Annotated in this window: 15 protein-coding genes and 1 pseudogene; 12 read left to right on the top strand and 4 right to left on the bottom strand. The window is 65.3% G+C overall.

Annotated features, from left to right (window positions below):
- Positions 1 to 30: 30 nt before the first annotated feature.
- Entirely contained in the window at positions 31 to 840 is an 810-nt protein-coding gene (locus ACFUTU_RS16060; RefSeq protein WP_377965977.1) for an IclR family transcriptional regulator, read from the top strand.
- 76 nt (positions 841 to 916) lie between these two features.
- On the opposite strand, the gene ACFUTU_RS16065 is transcribed toward ACFUTU_RS16060, so the two are convergent.
- Positions 917 to 2122, bottom strand: a complete 1206-nt coding sequence (locus tag ACFUTU_RS16065) for an NAD(P)/FAD-dependent oxidoreductase (protein ID WP_377965979.1) — start codon at positions 2120 to 2122, stop codon at positions 917 to 919.
- 342 nt (positions 2123 to 2464) lie between these two features.
- On the opposite strand from ACFUTU_RS16065, the gene ACFUTU_RS16070 reads away from it, so the two are divergent.
- The 3 genes from ACFUTU_RS16070 to ACFUTU_RS16080 all read left to right on the top strand — a co-directional run bounded on the left by ACFUTU_RS16070 (position 2465) and on the right by ACFUTU_RS16080 (position 5891).
- Positions 2465 to 4357, top strand: a complete 1893-nt coding sequence (locus ACFUTU_RS16070; protein ID WP_377965981.1) for a BCCT family transporter — start codon at positions 2465 to 2467, stop codon at positions 4355 to 4357.
- Positions 4358 to 4486: 129 nt separating this feature from the next.
- A complete protein-coding gene (moaA, locus tag ACFUTU_RS16075) occupies positions 4487 to 5617 on the top strand; it encodes a GTP 3',8-cyclase MoaA (RefSeq protein WP_377965983.1) in 1131 nt (376 codons plus the stop codon).
- Positions 5618 to 5624: 7 nt separating this feature from the next.
- The gene (locus ACFUTU_RS16080; RefSeq protein ID WP_377966004.1) at positions 5625 to 5891 is read left to right on the top strand and encodes a MoaD/ThiS family protein; all 267 of its coding nucleotides are present in this window, start codon (positions 5625 to 5627) and stop codon (positions 5889 to 5891) included.
- A 162-nt stretch (positions 5892 to 6053) separates the two neighbouring features.
- On the opposite strand, the gene ACFUTU_RS16085 is transcribed toward ACFUTU_RS16080, so the two are convergent.
- Complete coding sequence (locus tag ACFUTU_RS16085; RefSeq protein WP_377965985.1) at positions 6054 to 6374, bottom strand: DUF6457 domain-containing protein; 321 nt, start codon at positions 6372 to 6374, stop codon at positions 6054 to 6056.
- Positions 6375 to 6632: 258 nt separating this feature from the next.
- Positions 6633 to 7718 carry an inositol-3-phosphate synthase gene (locus ACFUTU_RS16090; RefSeq protein WP_377964666.1) on the bottom strand — a complete coding sequence of 362 codons (1086 nt, stop codon included), beginning with the start codon at positions 7716 to 7718 and terminating at the stop codon, positions 6633 to 6635.
- Positions 7719 to 8328: 610 nt separating this feature from the next.
- Here ACFUTU_RS16090 and ACFUTU_RS16095 point away from each other — a divergent pair.
- Entirely contained in the window at positions 8329 to 9786 is a 1458-nt protein-coding gene (locus tag ACFUTU_RS16095) for an MFS transporter (RefSeq protein ID WP_377965987.1), read from the top strand.
- Between the two features lie 79 nt (positions 9787 to 9865).
- On the opposite strand, the gene ACFUTU_RS16100 is transcribed toward ACFUTU_RS16095, so the two are convergent.
- On the bottom strand, positions 9866 to 10546 hold the full coding sequence (locus ACFUTU_RS16100; RefSeq protein WP_377965988.1) for a GntR family transcriptional regulator: 681 nt from the start codon (positions 10544 to 10546) through the stop codon (positions 9866 to 9868).
- Between the two features lie 115 nt (positions 10547 to 10661).
- Here ACFUTU_RS16100 and purU point away from each other — a divergent pair.
- The 7 genes and pseudogenes from purU to fdhD all read left to right on the top strand — a co-directional run bounded on the left by purU (position 10662) and on the right by fdhD (position 18576).
- Positions 10662 to 11575, top strand: a pseudogene (purU, locus tag ACFUTU_RS16105) (formyltetrahydrofolate deformylase).
- Between the two features lie 69 nt (positions 11576 to 11644).
- Positions 11645 to 14137, top strand: coding sequence for an FAD-dependent oxidoreductase (locus ACFUTU_RS16110; RefSeq protein WP_377965990.1), 2493 nt, complete (start codon positions 11645 to 11647; stop codon positions 14135 to 14137).
- 162 nt (positions 14138 to 14299) lie between these two features.
- Entirely contained in the window at positions 14300 to 14926 is a 627-nt protein-coding gene (locus ACFUTU_RS16115) for a cyclodeaminase/cyclohydrolase family protein (RefSeq protein WP_377965992.1), read from the top strand.
- Positions 14923 to 15798: a bifunctional 5,10-methylenetetrahydrofolate dehydrogenase/5,10-methenyltetrahydrofolate cyclohydrolase gene (locus ACFUTU_RS16120; protein WP_377965994.1), complete on the top strand. Its 876-nt coding sequence runs from the start codon at positions 14923 to 14925 to the stop codon at positions 15796 to 15798. The genes ACFUTU_RS16115 and ACFUTU_RS16120 overlap by 4 nt, the downstream gene beginning before the upstream one ends.
- Positions 15795 to 16043, top strand: a complete 249-nt coding sequence (locus ACFUTU_RS16125; protein WP_377965996.1) for a hypothetical protein — start codon at positions 15795 to 15797, stop codon at positions 16041 to 16043. Before ACFUTU_RS16120 ends, ACFUTU_RS16125 begins: the two co-directional genes overlap by 4 nt.
- 322 nt (positions 16044 to 16365) lie before the next feature.
- Positions 16366 to 17676: a molybdopterin molybdotransferase MoeA gene (locus ACFUTU_RS16130; RefSeq protein WP_377965998.1), complete on the top strand. Its 1311-nt coding sequence runs from the start codon at positions 16366 to 16368 to the stop codon at positions 17674 to 17676.
- A gap of 3 nt (positions 17677 to 17679) precedes the next feature.
- Positions 17680 to 18576, top strand: coding sequence for a formate dehydrogenase accessory sulfurtransferase FdhD (gene fdhD, locus ACFUTU_RS16135; protein ID WP_377966000.1), 897 nt, complete (start codon positions 17680 to 17682; stop codon positions 18574 to 18576).
- Positions 18577 to 18644 lie beyond the last annotated feature (68 nt).

Below are 18644 nucleotides of genomic sequence, written 5' to 3' on the forward strand. Positions count from 1 at the left end.
TCCGTCACACTTCCCGCATAAAGTTAGGTCATGGCTTCGAACAATGTCATTGAACCCGATGCCGACGGCGAAGGCGGCCAGGCGGGCGGTGTCCAGTCCGTTGACAGGGCCCTCGCGGTCCTGGAGATCCTCGCCCGCGACGGGCATGCAGGCGTGAGCGAAATCGCCGAGGAAATGGGCATCCACAAGTCCACTGTGTCCCGGCTGCTCGGTTCCCTGGTGACCCGGGAGATCGTCCACCAGAACAGTGAACGGGGAAAGTACCAGCTGGGTTTCGGCATCCTCCGCCTGGCCAGTTCGATTCCCGGCCGGCTGAGCCTGGTCCGGGAAGCGCGCGATGTCCTCGAAAACCTGGCGGAGGAATTCAAGGAGACCGTCAACCTGGCCGTCCTCCGCTCCAACTACGCCGTCAACGTGGACCAGGCCATGGGGCCTTCCACCCTGGCAACCTACGACTGGGTGGGCAGCCTGACGCCCTTGCATGCGACCTCGAGCGGGAAGGTTCTGCTGGCAGCGCTGACGGCTGATGAACGCGAGCGCATCCTGAACGAGACGGGGCTGCCTGCCCGGACACAGCGGACCATCACCAACCGCGACGAACTCGAAAAGCAGCTGATCGACGTCGCCCATGACGGCTACGCAGTGGTCCTCGAAGAGTTCGAAATCGGACTGAACTCCATGGCGGTGCCGGTCTACAACCACCTCGGAACGGTGATCGGCGCAGTCAGTATCTCCGGACCGGCGTTCCGCTTCGACCCCGAGAAAACGCCCGGCCTGATCGAGGGCCTGGGCCAGGCCGGACAGAAGATCAGCTCCAACATGGGCTACACGCGGCGCTAAAAAACCGCTGGTTGAGCTTGTCGGGTTTCGACAGGCTCAACCAGCGGTTACAGGTCGGACAGCGGTACCTTCCCGGCTACGGCACGGTGGCCGCAGCCACGCCGTCCCGAGCCTCCTGGGAGGGCGCTGGAACGGCGAGGCTCCTGCGCCACTTGGTGAAGAGCCGCGGCTGGTTCATGCCCAGGACAGCCACCGGGTCCTCACCACGGTAGTAAACCGCGAGGAAGTTGTGCTCCTGGGGATCGCCCGCCTCGATCTCCAGGCGGTCGTAGCCGGCCGAGTGGCCGGCGAACTGGATCTTCACGCCATGCTGGTCTGACCAGAAGTACGGCGGCTTCAACGGCTGCGCCGGGGCGTCACCGTCCAGCAGCGCCTGCACCGCCAGGGCGGCACGCTCGAGAGCACCGGTCCAGTGCTCCACCCGGCGGTTCCTGCCGACAGCCGCATCGAACCAGGCAGCACAGTCGCCCACCGCCACGATGCCCGGCACGTTGGTGCGCCCCATCGCATCACACAGCACACCGCCGTCGACCTCCACGCCGGAACCCGCGAGCCACTCAACATTCGGCTCAGCGCCGATGCCCACCACCACGACGTCGGCGGCCAGCTCACGGCCATCCGCCAAACGGAGGCCCGTCGCGCTGTTTCCGTTGCGGTGGAACTCCGCGACACCGGTGCCGCAGACCAGGTTCACACCGTTGGCCGCGTGCAGCTTAGCCACCACTGACCCCATGTCCTCGCCGAGCTGGGCGGTGAAGGGCACCGCGCCGTTGTTGATCATGGTTACGTCCAGCCCGCGGGAGGCTGCGGAGGAGGCCACCTCGGCGCCGATAAAACCGGCACCGATCACAATCATGCGGGCACCGGCCACCAGCCTGGGTGTCAATCCCTGGGCATCGGCCATGGTCCGCAGATAGAAGACGTTGTCCAGGCCGGCAAGGGCGGGGATCTGGCGGGCGCGGGCACCGGTGGCGATGACGATGCCGTCTGCAGAGACAGTCTGGCCGTCATGCAGGCTGATGGTCCGTGAGGCTGCATCGAGTCCGACGGCGCCGCCGCCCAGCAGCCACTCGGCGTTCAGCCCGTCGTCGTCGGTCTCGAGGAAGAGGTCCTCGGCCGTAATGGTGCCGAGCAGGAAGTCCTTGGACAGGGGCGGCCTGTCATAGGGACGGTGATGCTCATCGCCGATGATGACCAGCCGTCCCGAGAAGCCTTGAGCGCGGGCCGCCCGGGCCGCCGAAAGACCGGCCAACGATGCTCCCACAACCGCAAGCGTCTGCATAAATCACTTCTTCCTTAATTGCTTCATGCGCAACGAAAGTCACGATAAGCAACAGCGTGGTGCATCTCATATCCACTGTCAATAAGTGACGAAACCAACGGAAATCTCTTGACATCGCGTGTGAGCTAGAGCACTCTGTTGCTGTAGACGAACCGCGTTGATTATCGCGGAACGGCACCTAAAAAGAGGTTCCGACGCCCTCCCCCGGCGGAACCGCCGCTCCGCATACACGTAACCAAGATTGTCGACGGCGACAATCGAGTCCGAGGACGGACCAACCTGCTGCCGGCCTGACCGCCGACGGCAGCTGGGCCGCCCCAAATTCAGATAGGGAAACCCCTTATGACAATCAATAGTGACGTCACTATCGATGAAAGCAGTGAAGACGGTCGGGCCTCGGGGGTGGAACCGGCCATGGAACGGGAACCAGTTCAGGATGACCTGGAAATTCTTCAGGCCCTCCGGGAAACCGAATCAGAACATGAAGAAGCACGGCGCAGCAGCCTTCTGTTCCAGAAGGGAGGCATCGACAAGGTAGTCTTCGGCGTCGCCGGACTGCTCACGCTGGCCTTTGTGATCTGGGGCTTCGCCGGCAAGGACAACCTGTCCGCCACATCCCAGGTGGTCCTTGACTGGGTCATGCAAAACACCGGCTGGCTGTTCGTAGCCCTGTCCTCCCTGTTCGTGGTTTACGTACTGTGGCTGGCAGTCAGCCGCTTCGGAAACATTCCGCTGGGCAAAGACGCGGAAAAGCCCGAATATTCGATGGTGTCGTGGGTGTCGATGATGTTCGCGGCCGGCATGGGCATCGGCCTGATGTTCTACGGCGTGGCCGAGCCGCTTTACCACTACATCTCCCCGCCGCCGGGCACGGTTGACGGCCAGACGCCCGCGGCCGTCCAGACCGCGATGGCAACCTCCATCTTCCACTGGACCCTGCACCCGTGGGCCATGTACGCGGTGGTGGGCGTTGCAATGGCCTATGGAACCTACCGCCTGGGCCGCAAGCAGCTCATTTCCACGGTCTTCACGTCCCTGTTCGGCATCAAGCGGGTGGAAGGCCCCCTCGGCAAGGTCATCAACATGCTGGCCATCTTCGCCACGCTGTTCGGAACGGCAGCGTCGCTCGGACTTGGGGCCCTGCAGATCGGCAGCGGCATGGCCTCGAACGGCTGGATCGGCGGCCAGCTCGCCACCCCCGTGCTCGTTGTCATCGTTGCCGTGCTCACCGCCTGCTTCGTGGCCTCGGCAGTGTCCGGAATCAGCCGCGGCATCCAGTGGCTGTCCAACATCAACATGGTCCTGGCCGCAGTCCTGGCCGTCATCGTGTTCGTCGCCGGGCCCACACTCTTCATCCTGAACCTGATCCCGGCAGCGGTGGGCGATTACGCCCGCGACCTCGCCGAGATGGCGTCCCGGACCGAAGCCGTCGGTGACGATGCCCTGCGTACGTGGATGTCCGGCTGGACCATCTTCTACTGGGCCTGGTGGGTCTCATGGACGCCCTTCGTCGGCCTGTTCATTGCCCGCATCAGCCGCGGCCGCACCATCCGCCAGTTCGTCACCGGTGTCCTGCTGGTCCCCAGCATCGTCAGCGTGATCTGGTTCGGCATCTTCGGCGGCGCCGCCATCAACATCCAGTCGACGGCGGATGCCACCCCGGACACCGGCGATGGCCTGGCCAAGATCGTGGATGGAACGCCCTCGATTTCCTTCGACGGCGCCCTCTTCGACCTGCTGCACCACCTGTCCCTGCCGAGCGTGATTGCCGCCGCGGTCTCCATCCTTGCGATGGTCCTGGTAGCCATCTTCTTCGTCACGGGTGCCGACGCGGCCTCCATCGTGATGGGCTCGCTCAGCTCCAACGGTGCTGAAGAACCCCGCCGCGGCGTTGTGATCTTCTGGGGTACCCTCACCGGTGCCGTCGCGGCCGTGATGCTGCTGGCCGGCGGCGACAAGCCCGCAGAGGCACTCTCCGGACTGCAGCGGATAACCATCGTGTCTGCCCTGCCGTTCGTCATCGTGATGTTCCTGATGTGCTTTGCCCTCACGAGGGACCTTCGCAGGGACCCGCTGTCACTGCGGAGCCGGCTGGTTACATCCGTCGTCGAACGCTCCATCCGGAGCGGGGTTGAAAAGCACGGAGGCGTCCAGTTCGATCTGGTGACCAAGCACGAATGTGATGAACGCTGCGCCAAGGATGAGCTTGATCCCGACGGGAAAAAACTGCACTAGACACGGCAAACACTGAATAAAGCGCGGCCGGATCCCGGTAGTACCGGGGTCCGGCCGCTTCTACACTCCCCCAAACTTTGACACTGAATCTCCACTAAAACGCCGCCCCGGGAAGGGAAACACAAACTCATGACCGTCCAGCTGGGCTTGCCTGTTCTGCGCAAGGAAACCCCCAGAACAAGCCTTTTGCCGGCACCGCAACGGCGGCCGGCAGGGCAGCCCTCAGGGCTGTTCGACCGCTTCGGCCGCCGGGCCACCGACATGAGGCTGTCTGTGACGGACAAGTGCAACCTACGCTGCACGTACTGCATGCCCGCGGAGGGCCTGGAGTGGCTCCCCCAACCCGCCGTCATGACCGCCGAAGAGATCGTACGGATCGTCGGGATCGGCGTCGGGCATCTCGGCGTCAGGGAACTCCGCCTGACGGGCGGCGAACCGCTGGTCCGCGGCGACCTTGTTGACATCGTCAGCGCACTCCGCGCCCGCCACCCCGCCCTTCCGATCTCCATGACAACCAACGCCGTGGGGCTGGACAGGAAAGCCCAGGCGTTGAAGGATGCGGGACTCACGCGGATCAATGTTTCCCTTGATTCCCTGCACGAAGAAACCTTCGCCAAAATCACCAGGCGCCCCTACCTGAACCGGGTGCTGTCCGGCGTTGAGGCTGCCTCCGCCGCAGGCCTGGGTCCGGTCAAGATCAACGCCGTGCTCATGCGCGGCATCAACGACGACGAAGCGCCGGACCTGCTCGACTGGGCCCTTGAGGGCGGCCATGAGCTGCGGTTCATCGAACAGATGCCGCTCGACGCCGACCATGGCTGGTCCCGGCACGAAATGATCACTGCAGCGGAAATCCGGAAGATTCTGGAGGCCCGGTTCGTGCTCTCCCGCGATCCGCGGGAGAGGGACGGCGCACCTGCCGAACGCTTCCGCGTTCAGCACCGCGAAACGGCGGCGCGAGGCGCCGCCGGCCCGGTTCTGGGAACGGTGGGAATCATCGCCTCGGTCACAGAGCCATTTTGCTCGGACTGCCGCCGAACCCGCATCACCGCCGAGGGCACGATCATGAGCTGCCTCTTCTCCCGCCAGGAGTTCGACCTCCTTGGCCTCCTCCGGGACGGCGCGTCCGACGTCGAGCTGGCACAACAATGGGAGAACGCGATGTGGGCCAAGCCGAAAGCACACGGCAGGGAACAGACAGGGCTGGATGCAGACGACTTCGTGCAGCCGGACCGCACCATGAGCGCGATCGGAGGCTGACGTGGCAGTGCTGGTACGTTACTTTGCCGCGGCCGCAGCCGCCGCCGGCACCACAGAGGAACACTACGACCTCACCCCGGGGTCAACAGTGGATGACCTCCTGTCCGAAATCGCCGCGGCCAACCGCCCCACGCCGCCTGCCGGGACCCCGGAGCTCAGCCGGCTTCTGTCCAGGAGCAGCTTCCTCCGGAACGAAGTGGCAGTCCGCGACCGTTCAATCACACTTGAGCCGCAGGACGTACTCGACGTCCTCCCGCCCTTCGCGGGCGGCTGACTTTCCGCCCCCGACAAGCATGTTCCAAAACTACGAAAGGCACCCCTCATGGCACCATCGGCGGCCGCAACGGCAGATGTAAAAGTGGAAACAGACGAAGAGCGCACCTTGGATGACTGCGATTACGGGTGCTTTTTCTGCTCCTGCCCTGAGACGGACTGACTAATGCGGCGTCGCACCGCCGAGCCCAGCGCCTTTGCTGTCCGTCCAGTTCCGGCACAGCTCGAAAGCGATCTCCGCACCTCGGGCTGTCGCATTCCTGGAGCCCTGAGAGCCGGCATTCTCGCGGCCAGCTTCCTGGCCGGCGACATATCCCACCATGAATGCAGTCACCGGTGCAGCGGCGTGAATTACTGAATCCGCGGATTTCCTCGCCAGATCCAGCAGCAACTCCTGATCGACGTCGAGATCAGGGATCCGCAACGCCCTCGCCAGCTGCTCGCACCACTCCCCCAGGACCTGCATTTCATCGTCGACGGGCATGATCTCTCCTTAATTCAGCACCCACTGAGCACTTCACCTTGAAGCTGGTGCCCTGACCTTACAAGCCATGGCGGCGTAAGTCATGGGCTTTCAGCGTCGGGACAGACTGGTCAAAAGTGAGGAAGCGTCGCGCCGGACCCGGCAGGACCTGAGGAAGGGTCCTATCAAACCGGCAGGAAGTGAGGAAGGGTTCTATCAGACCCGGCAGGATCTGAGGACGCGTCCGGTTAGAACCTGCGGGAGGTGAGGAAGGGTGTTTTAGCGGTCGAGGTCGCCGCGGATGAAGGCTTCGACCTTTTCGCGGGCGAGGTCGTCGTTGAACTGCTCCGGCGGGGACTTCATGAAGTAGCTCGACGCCGAGAGCAGCGGACCGCCGATGCCCCGGTCCAGGCCGATCTTCGCCGCACGGATCGCATCGATGATCACACCGGCCGAGTTCGGCGAGTCCCACACCTCCAGCTTGTACTCCAACGACACCGGCGCGTCACCGAAGTTCCGGCCCTCCAGGCGCACGAAGGCCCACTTGCGGTCATCCAGCCACTGCACGTAGTCGGACGGGCCGATGTGCACGTCCTTCGCGGACAGCTCCGCCTCGACGTTGGAGGTCACGGCCTGGGTCTTGGAGATCTTCTTGGATTCGAGGCGGTCGCGCTCGAGCATGTTCTTGAAGTCCATGTTGCCGCCGACGTTCAGCTGGTACGTCCGGTCCAGGGTCACGCCGCGGTCTTCGAACAGCTTCGCCATGACGCGGTGCGTGATCGTGGCACCGATCTGGCTCTTAATGTCATCGCCCACGATCGGCACGCCGGCGGCGGTGAACTTGTCGGCCCATTCCTTGGTGCCGGCAATGAACACCGGGAGCGCGTTCACGAACGCCACGCCGGCGTCGATCGCGGCCTGGGCGTAGAACTCGGCCGCTTCCTGGGAACCGACCGGCAGGTAGCAGACCATCACGTCAACCTGCGCGTCCTTCAGGGCCTGGACCACGTCAACCGGCTCCTCGGTGGACTGCTCGATGGTCTCCAGGTAGTACCGGCCCAACCCGTCCAGGGTGTGTCCGCGCTGCACCGTCACGCCGGTCGGCGGGACCTCGGCCAGCTTGATCGTGTTGTTCTCGCTCGCCAGGATCGCGTCGGCCAGGTCATGTCCGACCTTCTTGCCGTCCACATCGAACGCGGCAACGAACTGCACATCATTGACGTGGTACTTGCCGAACTCCACGTGCATCAGACCCGGAATCGTGGCCTGGGGGTCGGCATCCCGGTAGTAATGGACACCCTGAACCAGCGAAGCGGCACAGTTGCCCACGCCGACGATAGCTACACGAATCGGATTTGCAGACACGGAACTCCTTTGGGGGAAAGCTGTTGCCGGGAGCGGCCGGGGAAGATGGGCCGGGCGGCAGGGATATAGGCGGGTATCGGACCCTTCGAAGCGCCGCCCCCTGCGGCGCCGGTCTCATCCGAACACGCTGCCTTCCATCGTCCTCCGCAGGCCGGGTGGTGCGCAATGCCATGAACGGGCGGTAGCGCCTACCCAAACGGGCAGGTCATGATTCCCCGTCGGCGGCGCGGCCCAGGCGGCGAAAGTCATGTTCTTGACATTGACTGTGAGCTGACGCACTCTGTTGCATAAACCGAACCCTGTTGATTATTGCGGAACACGAGAGGATCCCACGTGCTCACGCACCTCCTGACGAACACGGTGCTTCGCGCCCATGCCCTGCCCGCCGGTGAGGCCACTCCCGGTGCGGCGTTAGCCGCAGGCGCGCGGGCCCATCCTTCGCATTGGATCCCTTGACCTGCCCCCGCCGCACTGCGGGTCCCATATAGAAAGTCATAGTCCTGGACGGCGCCTCCCCTGGCCCTGGAACCGAGGACCAGCCGAACCTGTCCGCGGGTGACGTGCAGCTGCCTGCACGAGAAACCCGCCAATACCCAGTAAGGAACCCCTTATGACAATCAAAGGTGATGTCACAACCGAGCAAAGCAGCAAAGATAGACAGGTTGCCCGCAGGCTCACGGCCTCCGACATAAACGTCGTGGACCAGCGGATGCTGAAGAAGGCCCTCGGCGGCACAGTCGTAGGCAACACCATGGAGTGGTACGACGTCGGCGTGTTCGGCTACCTGATCACCACCATGGGTCCGGTCTTCCTTCCGGAAGCGGACAGGACCGTCCAGACCCTGTTCCTGCTCGGGACATTTGCGGCCACCTTCATCGCCCGCCCCATCGGCGGCGTCGTGTTCGGCTGGCTGGGCGACAAGGTGGGACGCCAGAAGGTTCTTGCGGCCACGCTGATGCTGATGGCGGCCAGCACGTTCGCCGTCGGCCTGCTGCCCGGCTATGCGCAAATAGGCGTCTGGGCGGCCGCGCTGCTGGTGCTCCTGAAGCTCGTGCAGGGCTTCTCCACGGGCGGCGAGTACGCCGGTGCCACCACGTTTGTGTGCGAATACGCCCCCGACAAGCGGCGGGGATATTTCGCCAGCTTCCTGGACATGGGCTCCTACATCGGGTTCGCCCTGGGCGCCGCCACCGTCTCGGTCCTCCAGGTCACACTCGGGGAAGCCGCCATGGAGGACTGGGGCTGGAGGCTGCCGTTCCTGGTAGCCGGCCCCCTGGGTCTCATAGCCATCTACTTCCGGAACAGGATCGAGGAGTCCCCGCAGTTCCAGGCAGCCCTGGACGCGCAGGAGTCGGCCGCCGTGAAGGCCGCCGCCGGCGATGCAGCCGTCGCCAAGGGTCCGGTAAGCCTCATCGCAAGGTACTGGCGTCCGATCGTGCTGGCCATGATCCTCGCCGGCGCAGCCAACACCGTCGGATATGCCCTGACGTCCTACATGCCGACGTACCTCACCGAGTCCAAGGGTTATGACCCCGTCCACGGGACGCTGCTGACCATCCCGGTACTGGTGGTGATGGCCCTGTGCATCCCTCTCACCGGCAAGCTCTCCGACCGCATCGGAAGGCGCCCCGTCCTGTGGATCGGCGCCGGAAGCACCGTCCTGTTCGCCGTCCCTGCATTCACCCTGATCGGCATCGGCGAGGTCTGGTCCACGCTGGCGGGCCTGTCTCTGGTCGCCTTCCCCGTGACGTTCTACGTGGCTAACCTCGCCTCGGCGCTGCCCGCCTTGTTCCCCACTTCAAGCCGCTACAGCGGCATGGGCATCGCCTACAACTTTTCGGTGGCAATTTTCGGCGGGACGACACCCTTCTTCATCCAGGGCCTGATTGAGGCCACTGGCGACGACATGGCCCCGGCCTACTACCTGATGGGCACCTCGGTCATCGGCGCGATCGCCATTTACTTCCTCCGCGAGTCCGCGCGGCGGCCGCTGCCGGGCTCCATGCCGAGCGTGGATACGGAAGAGGAGGCCCGGGAGCTCATCGCGTCCCAGCAGACGTGGCGCTAGCCGCGGGTCCCCTTACAGCAAGTGTCCCCGTCGTGTTGAACGACGGGGACACTTTTTTGGGGCAGTAGGCAGAATGCGTTCAGGCAGCAAACAGGGCTGTCCGCACGGCCTTTTCAAAGCCGTCGACGTGGGCGCGGGCCATCTCCGCGGCGCGGGCCTCGTCGCCGTCAATCACCGCATTCAGCAGCTCGACGTGCTCATGGACATGGCCGGAAAGGTTCGGCAGGCGGTCAAGCACCATGCACCAGATGCGCGTTGCCAGGTTGTCGTAGCGGATCAGGGCGTCTTCCAGGTGCGGGTTCGCCGCAGCGGCGTAGATGCCCTGGTGCACCCTGGCATCCAGGCGCAGGGTCTCCACGACGGACGCACGGTTCACATCGAAGGCCTCAACCTCCTCCACGATGAGGCGGAGACGGTCCCGGACCGCCGTGGTGGCCACACGGGCGGCACGGGAAGCCGCAAGGGGCTCAAGCTGCGCGCGGATCTCAGAGATGAAGGCGAGGTCCGTAACCTCCACACGCGTGGCGAACGTGCCGCGGCGTGGGTACGTCACCACGAGCCGGTCCACTTCAAGCCGCTTCAGCGCTTCCCTGACGGGAGTGCGCCCGATGCCGAGTTCCTTGGCGATTCCCTCGTCGTAAAGGGGATCCCCGGGCCGGATCTCCAAGGTGAGCAGGCTGTCACGTATCCGCTCGTAGGCCACGTCGGCCAACGACCTCGAACCTCCGGCCTCAGTCGCCGCCAAAGCTTCAAACGCCACCGTTCCGCCTCTCCTATGGGGCCCACTATTGACCTCATCCGCACACCAGTATACGCTGGCCATCACCCTTGATATATCAATAAGGTGATTAGCCGTATATCTAAAGGATTTTCACATGAGCGTTGTGGATACAGCCACAAAAGCCAGCCCGTCGCCGCAGACGGAAGCCGCTGGAGAAACCAAGACCGGAAAGTTCGTGCTCACACTGTCGTGCGCACAGCGCGCCGGCATCGTTCAGGCCGTAACCACGTTCCTGTTCGAGCGCGGTTTCAACATTGAAGAGCACCAGCAGTTCGACGACGGCCTCCGCCAGACCTGCACCTGCGCACGGCCTTTTCCGGTGCTACCGGGCACGACCTGCAGAAGCTCGAAGAGGAGTTCCGCCCCATCGCGGAGCGTTTCGACATGAAGTTCGGCGTACACGACGGGACCAAGCAGCGGGTCCTGGTGATGGTTTCCAAGTTCGGGCACTGCCTCAACGACCTGATTTTCCGCTGGCGGGGCGGCAGCCTCGGCGGCGAGCTGGCCCTGGTGGTTTCCAACCACGAAACGCACCGGGCGATGGCCGAGGCGGCCGGTCTTCCGTTCGTGCACATCCCCGTGACTCCGGAAACCAAGCAGGAAGCCGAGCGGCGCCTGCTCGAACTCGTCGACGAATACGACATCGACCTCGTCGTCCTGGCCCGCTACATGCAGGTGCTCTCCGATGACCTGTGCCGCTCCCTCGAGGGCAGGGCCATCAATATCCACCACTCCTTCCTGCCGGGATTCAAGGGAGCGCGCCCGTACCACCAGGCCTACGACCGCGGCGTCAAGCTGGTGGGCGCCACCGCCCACTACGTCACTGCCGACCTTGACGAGGGTCCGATCATCGAGCAGGAAGTCATCCGCGTCGACCACAGCTTCGGCCCCACCACGCTGTCCACCATCGGGCAGGACGCGGAGGCCCTCGCACTGGCGCGCGCCGTCCGCTGGCACTGCGAACACCGTGTGCTGATCGACCAGGCCAGCACCATCGTCTTCCGATAAATCAGCGTCTTCCGCTAAGGCAGCCACCTGAAGGCCGCCGAAGCCCACTACCTACGCAGGAGAACTTTCATGGCATCGACACCACGTATTGTCATCATCGGAGCCGGGATCGTCGGGACCAACCTCGCCGACGAACTGGTCGCCCGGGGCTGGAACAACATCACGGTCCTGGACCAGGGGCCCTTGAACATGCCCGGCGGCTCCACCTCGCACGCCCCGGGACTGGTCTTCCAGACCAACCCGTCCAAGACCATGGCATCCTTTGCGAAATACACGGTGGAGAAGCTGCTGTCCCTGACCGAGGACGGCGTCAGCTGCTTCAACCAGGTGGGCGGCCTGGAAGTCGCCACCACCGAAACCCGACTCGCCGACCTCAAGCGCAAGCTCGGCTACGCTGCCTCGTGGGGCATCGAAGGCCGGATCCTGTCCGCCAGCGAATGCAAGGAGCTCTACCCGCTCCTGAACGAGGAGGATATCCTGGGCGGCCTGCACGTCCCCAGTGACGGCCTGGCACTCGCCGCCCGCGCCGTGCAGCTGCTGATCAAGCGCACCGAAGCCGCCGGGGTCAAGTACCGCGGCTCCACCACGGTGACGGGCATCGAGCAGTCCGGACCGCGCGTCACCGGCGTCGAGACCCCCGACGGCGTCATCCCGGCCGACATCGTCATCTCCTGCGCCGGATTCTGGGGCGCCAAGATCGGCTCCATGATCGGCATGTCCGTTCCGCTGCTCCCGCTGGCCCACCAGTACGTGAAGACCACCCCGGTGCCGGCCCAGCAGGGCAAGAACGAACTGCCCAACGGCGCCCGGCTGCCCATCCTCCGCCACCAGGACCAGGACCTCTACTACCGCGAACACGGCGAACGCTACGGCATCGGTTCCTACGCCCACCGCCCCATGCCCGTCGACGTCGACACCCTCGGCAGCTACGCCCCCGAGACCGTCAGCGAACACAACATGCCGTCCCGGCTCGAGTTCACCCTCGAGGACTTCCTGCCGGCCTGGGAGGCCACCAAGCAGCTGCTGCCCGCGCTGGCGGAAAGCGAAATCGAGGACGGCTTCAACGGCATTTTCTCCTTCACCCCCGACGGCGGCCCGCTCCTTGGCGAGTCCAAGGAACTCGACGGCTTCTACGTCGCCGAGGCCGTCTGGGTCACGCACTCCGCCGGAGTGGCCAAAGCCATGGCAGAGCTGCTGACCACGGGCAAGTCCGAAACCGACCTCGGCGAATGCGACATCACCCGCTTCGAGGACGTCCAGCTCACCCCCGAATACGTCAGCGAAACCTCGCAGCAGAACTTCGTGGAAATCTACGACGTCCTGCACCCGCTGCAGCCGCGGCTCTCCCCGCGGAACCTGCGCGTCAGCCCGTTCCACGCCCGGCACAAGGAGCTCGGCGCGTTCTTCCTCGAATCCGGCGGCTGGGAGCGGCCCTACTGGTTCGAAGCCAACGCTGCCCTCCTGAAGGAGATGCCGGCCGAATGGCTGCCGCCGGCCCGTGACGCCTGGTCCGGAATGTTCAGCTCCCCCATCGCGGCCGCCGAAGCGTGGAAGACCCGCACGGCCGTTGCAATGTACGACATGACGCCGCTCAAGCGCCTCGAAATCTCCGGCCCGGGAGCCCTGAAGCTCCTGCAGGAACTGACGACGGCGGACCTGGCCAAGAAGCCGGGCGCGGTCACCTACACGCTGCTGCTGGACCACGCCGGCGGCGTGCGAAGCGACATCACCGTGGCCCGGCTGAGCGAGGATACCTTCCAGCTCGGCGCCAACGGCAACATCGACACCGCCTACTTTGAGCGCGCCGCCCGGCACCAGACCCAAAGCGGATCAGCCTCCGACTGGGTCCAGGTGCGCGACACCACGGGCGGCACGTGCTGCATCGGCCTCTGGGGCCCGCTGGCCCGCGACCTGGTCAGCAAGGTCAGCGCTGATGACTTCAGCAACGACGGCCTGAAGTACTTCCGCGCCAAAAACGTCGTCATCGGCGGGATCCCCGTCACCGCGATGCGTCTTTCCTATGTCGGCGAACTCGGCTGGGAGCTGTACACCAGCGCCGACAACGGACAGCGCCTCTGGGATGCGCTCTGGCAGGCAGGGCAGCCCTTCGGTGTCATCGCAGCCGGACGTGCGGCGTTCAGCTCGCTGCGCCTCGAGAAGGGCTACCGCTCCTGGGGCACGGACATGACCACCGAGCACGACCCCTTCGAGGCAGGCCTCGGCTTCGCGGTGAAGATGGCCAAGGAAAACTTCATCGGCAAGGGCGCGCTCGAAGGCCGCACCGAGGAGAGCTCGGCCCGCCGGCTGCGCTGCCTGACCATCGATGACGGCCGCTCCATCGTCCTCGGCAAAGAGCCCGTCTTCTACAAGGAGCAGGCCGTCGGCTACGTGACCAGCGCCGCCTACGGCTACACCGTGGCCAAGCCGATTGCCTACTCCTACCTGCCGGGCACCGTCTCCGTCGGGGACTCCGTTGAAATTGAATACTTCGGACGGCGTATTACGGCCACCGTTTCGGAAGAGCCGCTGTACGACCCGAAAATGACCCGGCTCCGCGGCTAAACAGCCAGCAGGGCCCTCCGGGGGGCACGCAGCCCGGCTCATCCTCGCAACGGGAGCCGGGCTGCGTGCAGCACCCTATCCTCGCCTCTACCAGGCCCCAGCATCTACCAGGCTCCAGCCTTTCCACCAGGCTGTAGCCTCTACCAGCCCAGGAATGGACAAATGATCGGTTCAGAAACAATCAATGACTATCTCGGCAGGCTTGCCGCCCGGAAACCCACTCCCGGGGGCGGCGCTGCCGCGGCACTCCATGCCTCGCAGGGTGCGGCCCTGGTGGCGATGGTGGCGAGATTCAGCACCGGCGGCAAATATGAGCAGCACGCAGAGACCACCTCCCGGATCATCGCCGCCGCAGACCAGCTCGTTGGCGAGACGCTGGGCCTGGCCGACGCCGACGAAGCCGCCTTCAAGGCCGTGATCGCCTCGTACAAGCTGCCTGCCGAAAGCGACGATGAGCGTGAAGCGCGTGCTGCCGCCATCGACGCCGCACTTGGCCAGGCCGCCGAACCGCCGGCCCGGCTGATCAAGCTGTCGGGCGCCGTCGTGGATCTCGCAGCCGAACTTCTGGATATTGCGAACCCGAACGTCATCAGCGACATCGCCGCGGCAGCCGACGCGGCCCGGGCAGCGGCCACCACCGCCCGGGTCAACATCGACATCAATGTCGTCGCCATCAAGAATGCCCAGGCGCGCGCCGCACTGGCTGAACAAACTGACGGACTCGAAGAAAAAGTCGTGCTGGCAGCAGACTCGCTCTCGCGCCAGGTACGGGAAAGGATCCTCCGATGACTGCATCCCTGCTTTCCGGCAAGCCTCTCGCCAAACTGATCCAGCAGCAGGCCCGGACCGAAGCCAAAGCCCTAACCGAAGACGGCACCTGCCCGACGCTCGCCGTCGTGGTTGCGACAGAGGACAGCTCCACCCACTGGTATGTCCGCTCCATAGAGCGCGCCGCGGAAACCGCCGGCATCAACTGCCGGATCATCGACGTCGGCCACGACGCGACCGAACAGGTCCTCATCACCGTCCTGAAGGACCTCAGTGCAGAACCTTCCGTCAACGGCATCATCCTGCAGACTCCCCTGCCCCCGGGCGTGAGGACCCAGGAGCTGGTCAAGTACATCTCCCCGGAAAAGGACATCGACGGCGCGAATCCGCTGAGCCTGGGGCTTCTCGCCGTCGGGGAGCGCGCCTTCGCGCCGGCCACGGCACGCGCCGTGGTGGAAATCCTGGACCACTTCGAAATCCCGGTGGCCGGCCGCAACGTAGTGGTGGTGGGCCGGTCAACCGTGGTGGGCAAGCCGCTGTCCCTGCTGCTGCTGCAGAAGGACGCCACCACAACGGTCTGCCACTCGAGGTCCGGCCCGCTCGGGAAGTACACCCGCGCCGCCGACGTCGTGGTTGTTGCTGCCGGCCGCACCGGACTGCTCACCGGGACTGATGTTTCGGAACATTCAGTGGTCATCGATGTGGGAACGAACGTGCTCGCTGACGGCTCTCTCGTCGGCGATGTCGACGAAGCCAGCGTCAGCACGGTCGCTGCAGCACTGACTCCTGTCCCCGGCGGGGTCGGTTCCGTGACCACCGCACTGCTGCTCCTCCACACCGCCAAGGCGGCGCGCGAACAGTTCCGCGCCCTGGCACCGGTCCTCACGCCATGACAACGGCACTGATGGTGGCCGGCACCGCGCCGGCGCCCGCCGAGACCAAGGTCGTCACGGACTGGACCGCGCTCATGCCGGGCGATTTTGTCACCGTCGTGGAGCAGTACTCGACCCGGCACAGCGGCTGGATCGACGACCTGACCGAGGACGGCGGCATCTTGTGGCTGATCCGCGCCTTCGGTGGCGGACGCCGCATGTTCTGCCGCGACAACGGCGACGTCGTGACGGTTGAGGCTGCCTAGACGGGCCCAAGGGCCGCAAAAAAAATCCGATGCTTGAACCCCTTCCCACTGATATATCTTTGAGATATATTTGGAATATCAGGGTGGCCGCTGTTGGGAAGGGGCCCAAAGCCGCATCGCCTAGCGCAAAAAAGCAATTTTCGTTTCCCGTAAACGGTGTTTCGGAGGCCTGAAATACCTGGGGAGGTAAGCGCCGAAGCACCGCTTTCGGGAAACGAACAGCAGCGCAGGGCATTCCCGCCGCGCAAGCCGGCCAACGCCAAGTGTCCCCGCCCTTTTGCAAGCCAACCAACGAGGCCCATTCACCAACGAGGAACCACCAGTGACAGCTCCAGCCCTTCAGACCATCGAAAGGCCGGGCACGGCCGCCGGGCGGGACACTCACGGAGAGCACACCTGGGCGGAAGCACGCAGGCTGGCTTTCGAATGCGCCCGCCCGCTTGGACCCGAGCGTGTCCCGTTGGCGGAGGCGAGCGGAAGAACTCTGGCGGCAGACGTCGTCGCGCTTCAGGACCTGCCCCATTACGCCTCATCCGCCATGGACGGCTGGACGGTCAGCGGGGACGGTCCGTGGACCCTGACGGAACCGGGACAGCCGCTCCGCAGCGGAGAGGCCAGCCCGGTGGTGACCGGCGGCGTCATCCCTGCCGGCACCCAGGCGGTCCTCCGCGTCGAGAGCGGACGGCTCACCACCACAGCAGCTGGCAGGGCCGTACTGATGCTGGGCGACGGGGCGGCTCCCGGCGAACCCCGCCCTGGCCAGCACATCCGCAGGTCCGGCGAGGAAGCGGCAGCCGGCGAGGTCCTCATCCCCGCCGGGACAGCCTTGAACCCGGCACATATCGCCCTGGCCGCCGTCGCCGGCCATGACCAGCTGATGGTGCACGGCAAGCCCCTGGTCAAGTTGCTTGTGACCGGCTCGGAGGTGGTTACGGCGAGGATCCCGGCACCCGGACAGGTCAGGGACGCCTTCGGACCCCAGCTCAGCACTGTCGTCGGGATGCTGGGAGGCGTCCCGGGCCAGCTGGTCCGGATCGGGGACTCCTACGAGGAATGGCTGACGGCACTGGGCGCCGCCGAAGCGCCGATGGGGCAATGGCCGGACGTTATCGTGACCACCGGCGGAACGGGCCGCTCGGGCGCGGACCATTTCCGCAATGCCGTGACAGCCCTCGGCGGCCGGCTCCTCATCGACGGCATCGCCATGCGGCCCGGCCATCCCGTGGCCCTGGGCAAGCTGCCCAACGGTCGCTTCGTCGTCGGACTTCCCGGCAACCCGCTCGCCGCCCTCATGGCCCTTTTCACCGTCGGCGGTCCCCTGCTGGCCGCCCTTGGGCACCAGCCGGTGCCCGGAGTCAGCCGGGTGCTGTGCGGCGCAACCGTCGACGCCCACCGGGCGTCCACCCGGCTCATGCCGTTCCGCTGGGTCAACGGCATGGCGGTTCCCGCCCCGTTCACTGGCCCCGGCATGATGCGCGGACTGGCCGGCGCCGACGGCGTCATGGTGGTTCCGTCCCGGGGAGCACAGCCCGGTGAGCCGGTTCCGGCCTTTGCCCTCCCCTGGTGCCCGCCGCTGCAGGCGTCGCTGCCCGGCAATCTGGCCTGGGGCAACAGCTTGGAATGGGGGGACTAGGGCATGGCACGCATGACCCAGCGCCGGAAGGTCCACCGCTACCTGCTGGACGGCTCCGAGGCCGCCATGGAATTCCCCGTACGGGTGCGCGAGGACGTGCTGGCGGCCGAGGAGCCGCTGGAGATCCGCTTCGGGAACATGTCGTTCGCCGTAACGATGCGGACACCCGGTGACGACTTTGACCTCGTGGCCGGTTTCCTGGTTTCGGAAGGCATCATCAGCTGCCAGGAGGATCTCGTCTCGCTCCGCTTCTGCGCCGGCGAGGACGAAACCGGCCGGCAGACATTCAACGTCGTCGAAGCACAGTTCCGTCCCGGACTGGTTCTGCCGGAATCCGGCCGGCACGTCTACACCTCCAGCTCCTGCGGGATCTGCGGCAGCACCTCCATTGAGGCCGTACGCAAGACCCTCACCCACGACGTGCACGCGGACCAGCTGCGCGTGCCGGTGGACGTGCTGGCCAGCCTCCCCGAACAGCTGCGCGAGGCCCAGGCGCTGTTCGACAAGACCGGCGGCGTCCACGCGGCAGGACTGTTCAGGATCGACGGCGGCGGTGAAGCAGAGCTGCTTTGCCTCCGCGAGGACGTCGGGCGGCACAATGCCGTGGACAAGGTGGTCGGGTGGGCACTGCGCGAAGGGCTCCTGCCGCTGCGCGGCACCGTCCTGCAGGTTTCCGGCCGGGCGTCTTTCGAGCTCGTGCAGAAAGCCGCCCTGGCCGGCATCCCGGTCCTGGCGGCGGTCAGCGCGCCCTCAAGCCTGGCGGCGGACCTCGCCGCCGACACCGGGGTGACCCTCGTGGGCTTCAGCCGGGGCAAGAGCCTGAATGCCTATGTGGGCCAGGAACGGCTGGCGCCCGCCGCCCAAACCCAGAATCTTCCTGCAAACGTAAATGACAAGTAATCAAGCAATTAGGAGAAAGATGACTTCGAACATCTCTGCGCCTGCCGTGTCCACCACGCAGTCGGGTG

It is taken from the genome of Arthrobacter sp. NPDC057388 (assembly GCF_042668165.1).
In the GTDB taxonomy this organism is placed as follows: domain Bacteria; phylum Actinomycetota; class Actinomycetes; order Actinomycetales; family Micrococcaceae; genus Arthrobacter.

Bases quoted from the DNA above. Each gene is read 5' to 3' on its own strand.
- ACFUTU_RS16120 (WP_377965994.1), top strand. From the start codon at position 14,923: ATGACTGCATCCCTGCTTTCCGGCAAGCCTCTCGCCAAACTGATCCAG.
- ACFUTU_RS16125 (WP_377965996.1), top strand. From the start codon at position 15,795: ATGACAACGGCACTGATGGTGGCCGGCACCGCGCCGGCGCCCGCCGAG.
- ACFUTU_RS16085 (WP_377965985.1), bottom strand. From the start codon at position 6,374: ATGCCCGTCGACGATGAAATGCAGGTCCTGGGGGAGTGGTGCGAGCAG.
- ACFUTU_RS16110 (WP_377965990.1), top strand. From the start codon at position 11,645: ATGGCATCGACACCACGTATTGTCATCATCGGAGCCGGGATCGTCGGG.
- fdhD (WP_377966000.1), top strand. From the start codon at position 17,680: ATGGCACGCATGACCCAGCGCCGGAAGGTCCACCGCTACCTGCTGGAC.
- ACFUTU_RS16060 (WP_377965977.1), top strand. From the start codon at position 31: ATGGCTTCGAACAATGTCATTGAACCCGATGCCGACGGCGAAGGCGGC.
- ACFUTU_RS16065 (WP_377965979.1), bottom strand. From the start codon at position 2,122: ATGCAGACGCTTGCGGTTGTGGGAGCATCGTTGGCCGGTCTTTCGGCG.
- ACFUTU_RS16095 (WP_377965987.1), top strand. From the start codon at position 8,329: ATGACAATCAAAGGTGATGTCACAACCGAGCAAAGCAGCAAAGATAGA.
- ACFUTU_RS16070 (WP_377965981.1), top strand. From the start codon at position 2,465: ATGACAATCAATAGTGACGTCACTATCGATGAAAGCAGTGAAGACGGT.
- moaA (WP_377965983.1), top strand. From the start codon at position 4,487: ATGACCGTCCAGCTGGGCTTGCCTGTTCTGCGCAAGGAAACCCCCAGA.
- ACFUTU_RS16115 (WP_377965992.1), top strand. From the start codon at position 14,300: ATGATCGGTTCAGAAACAATCAATGACTATCTCGGCAGGCTTGCCGCC.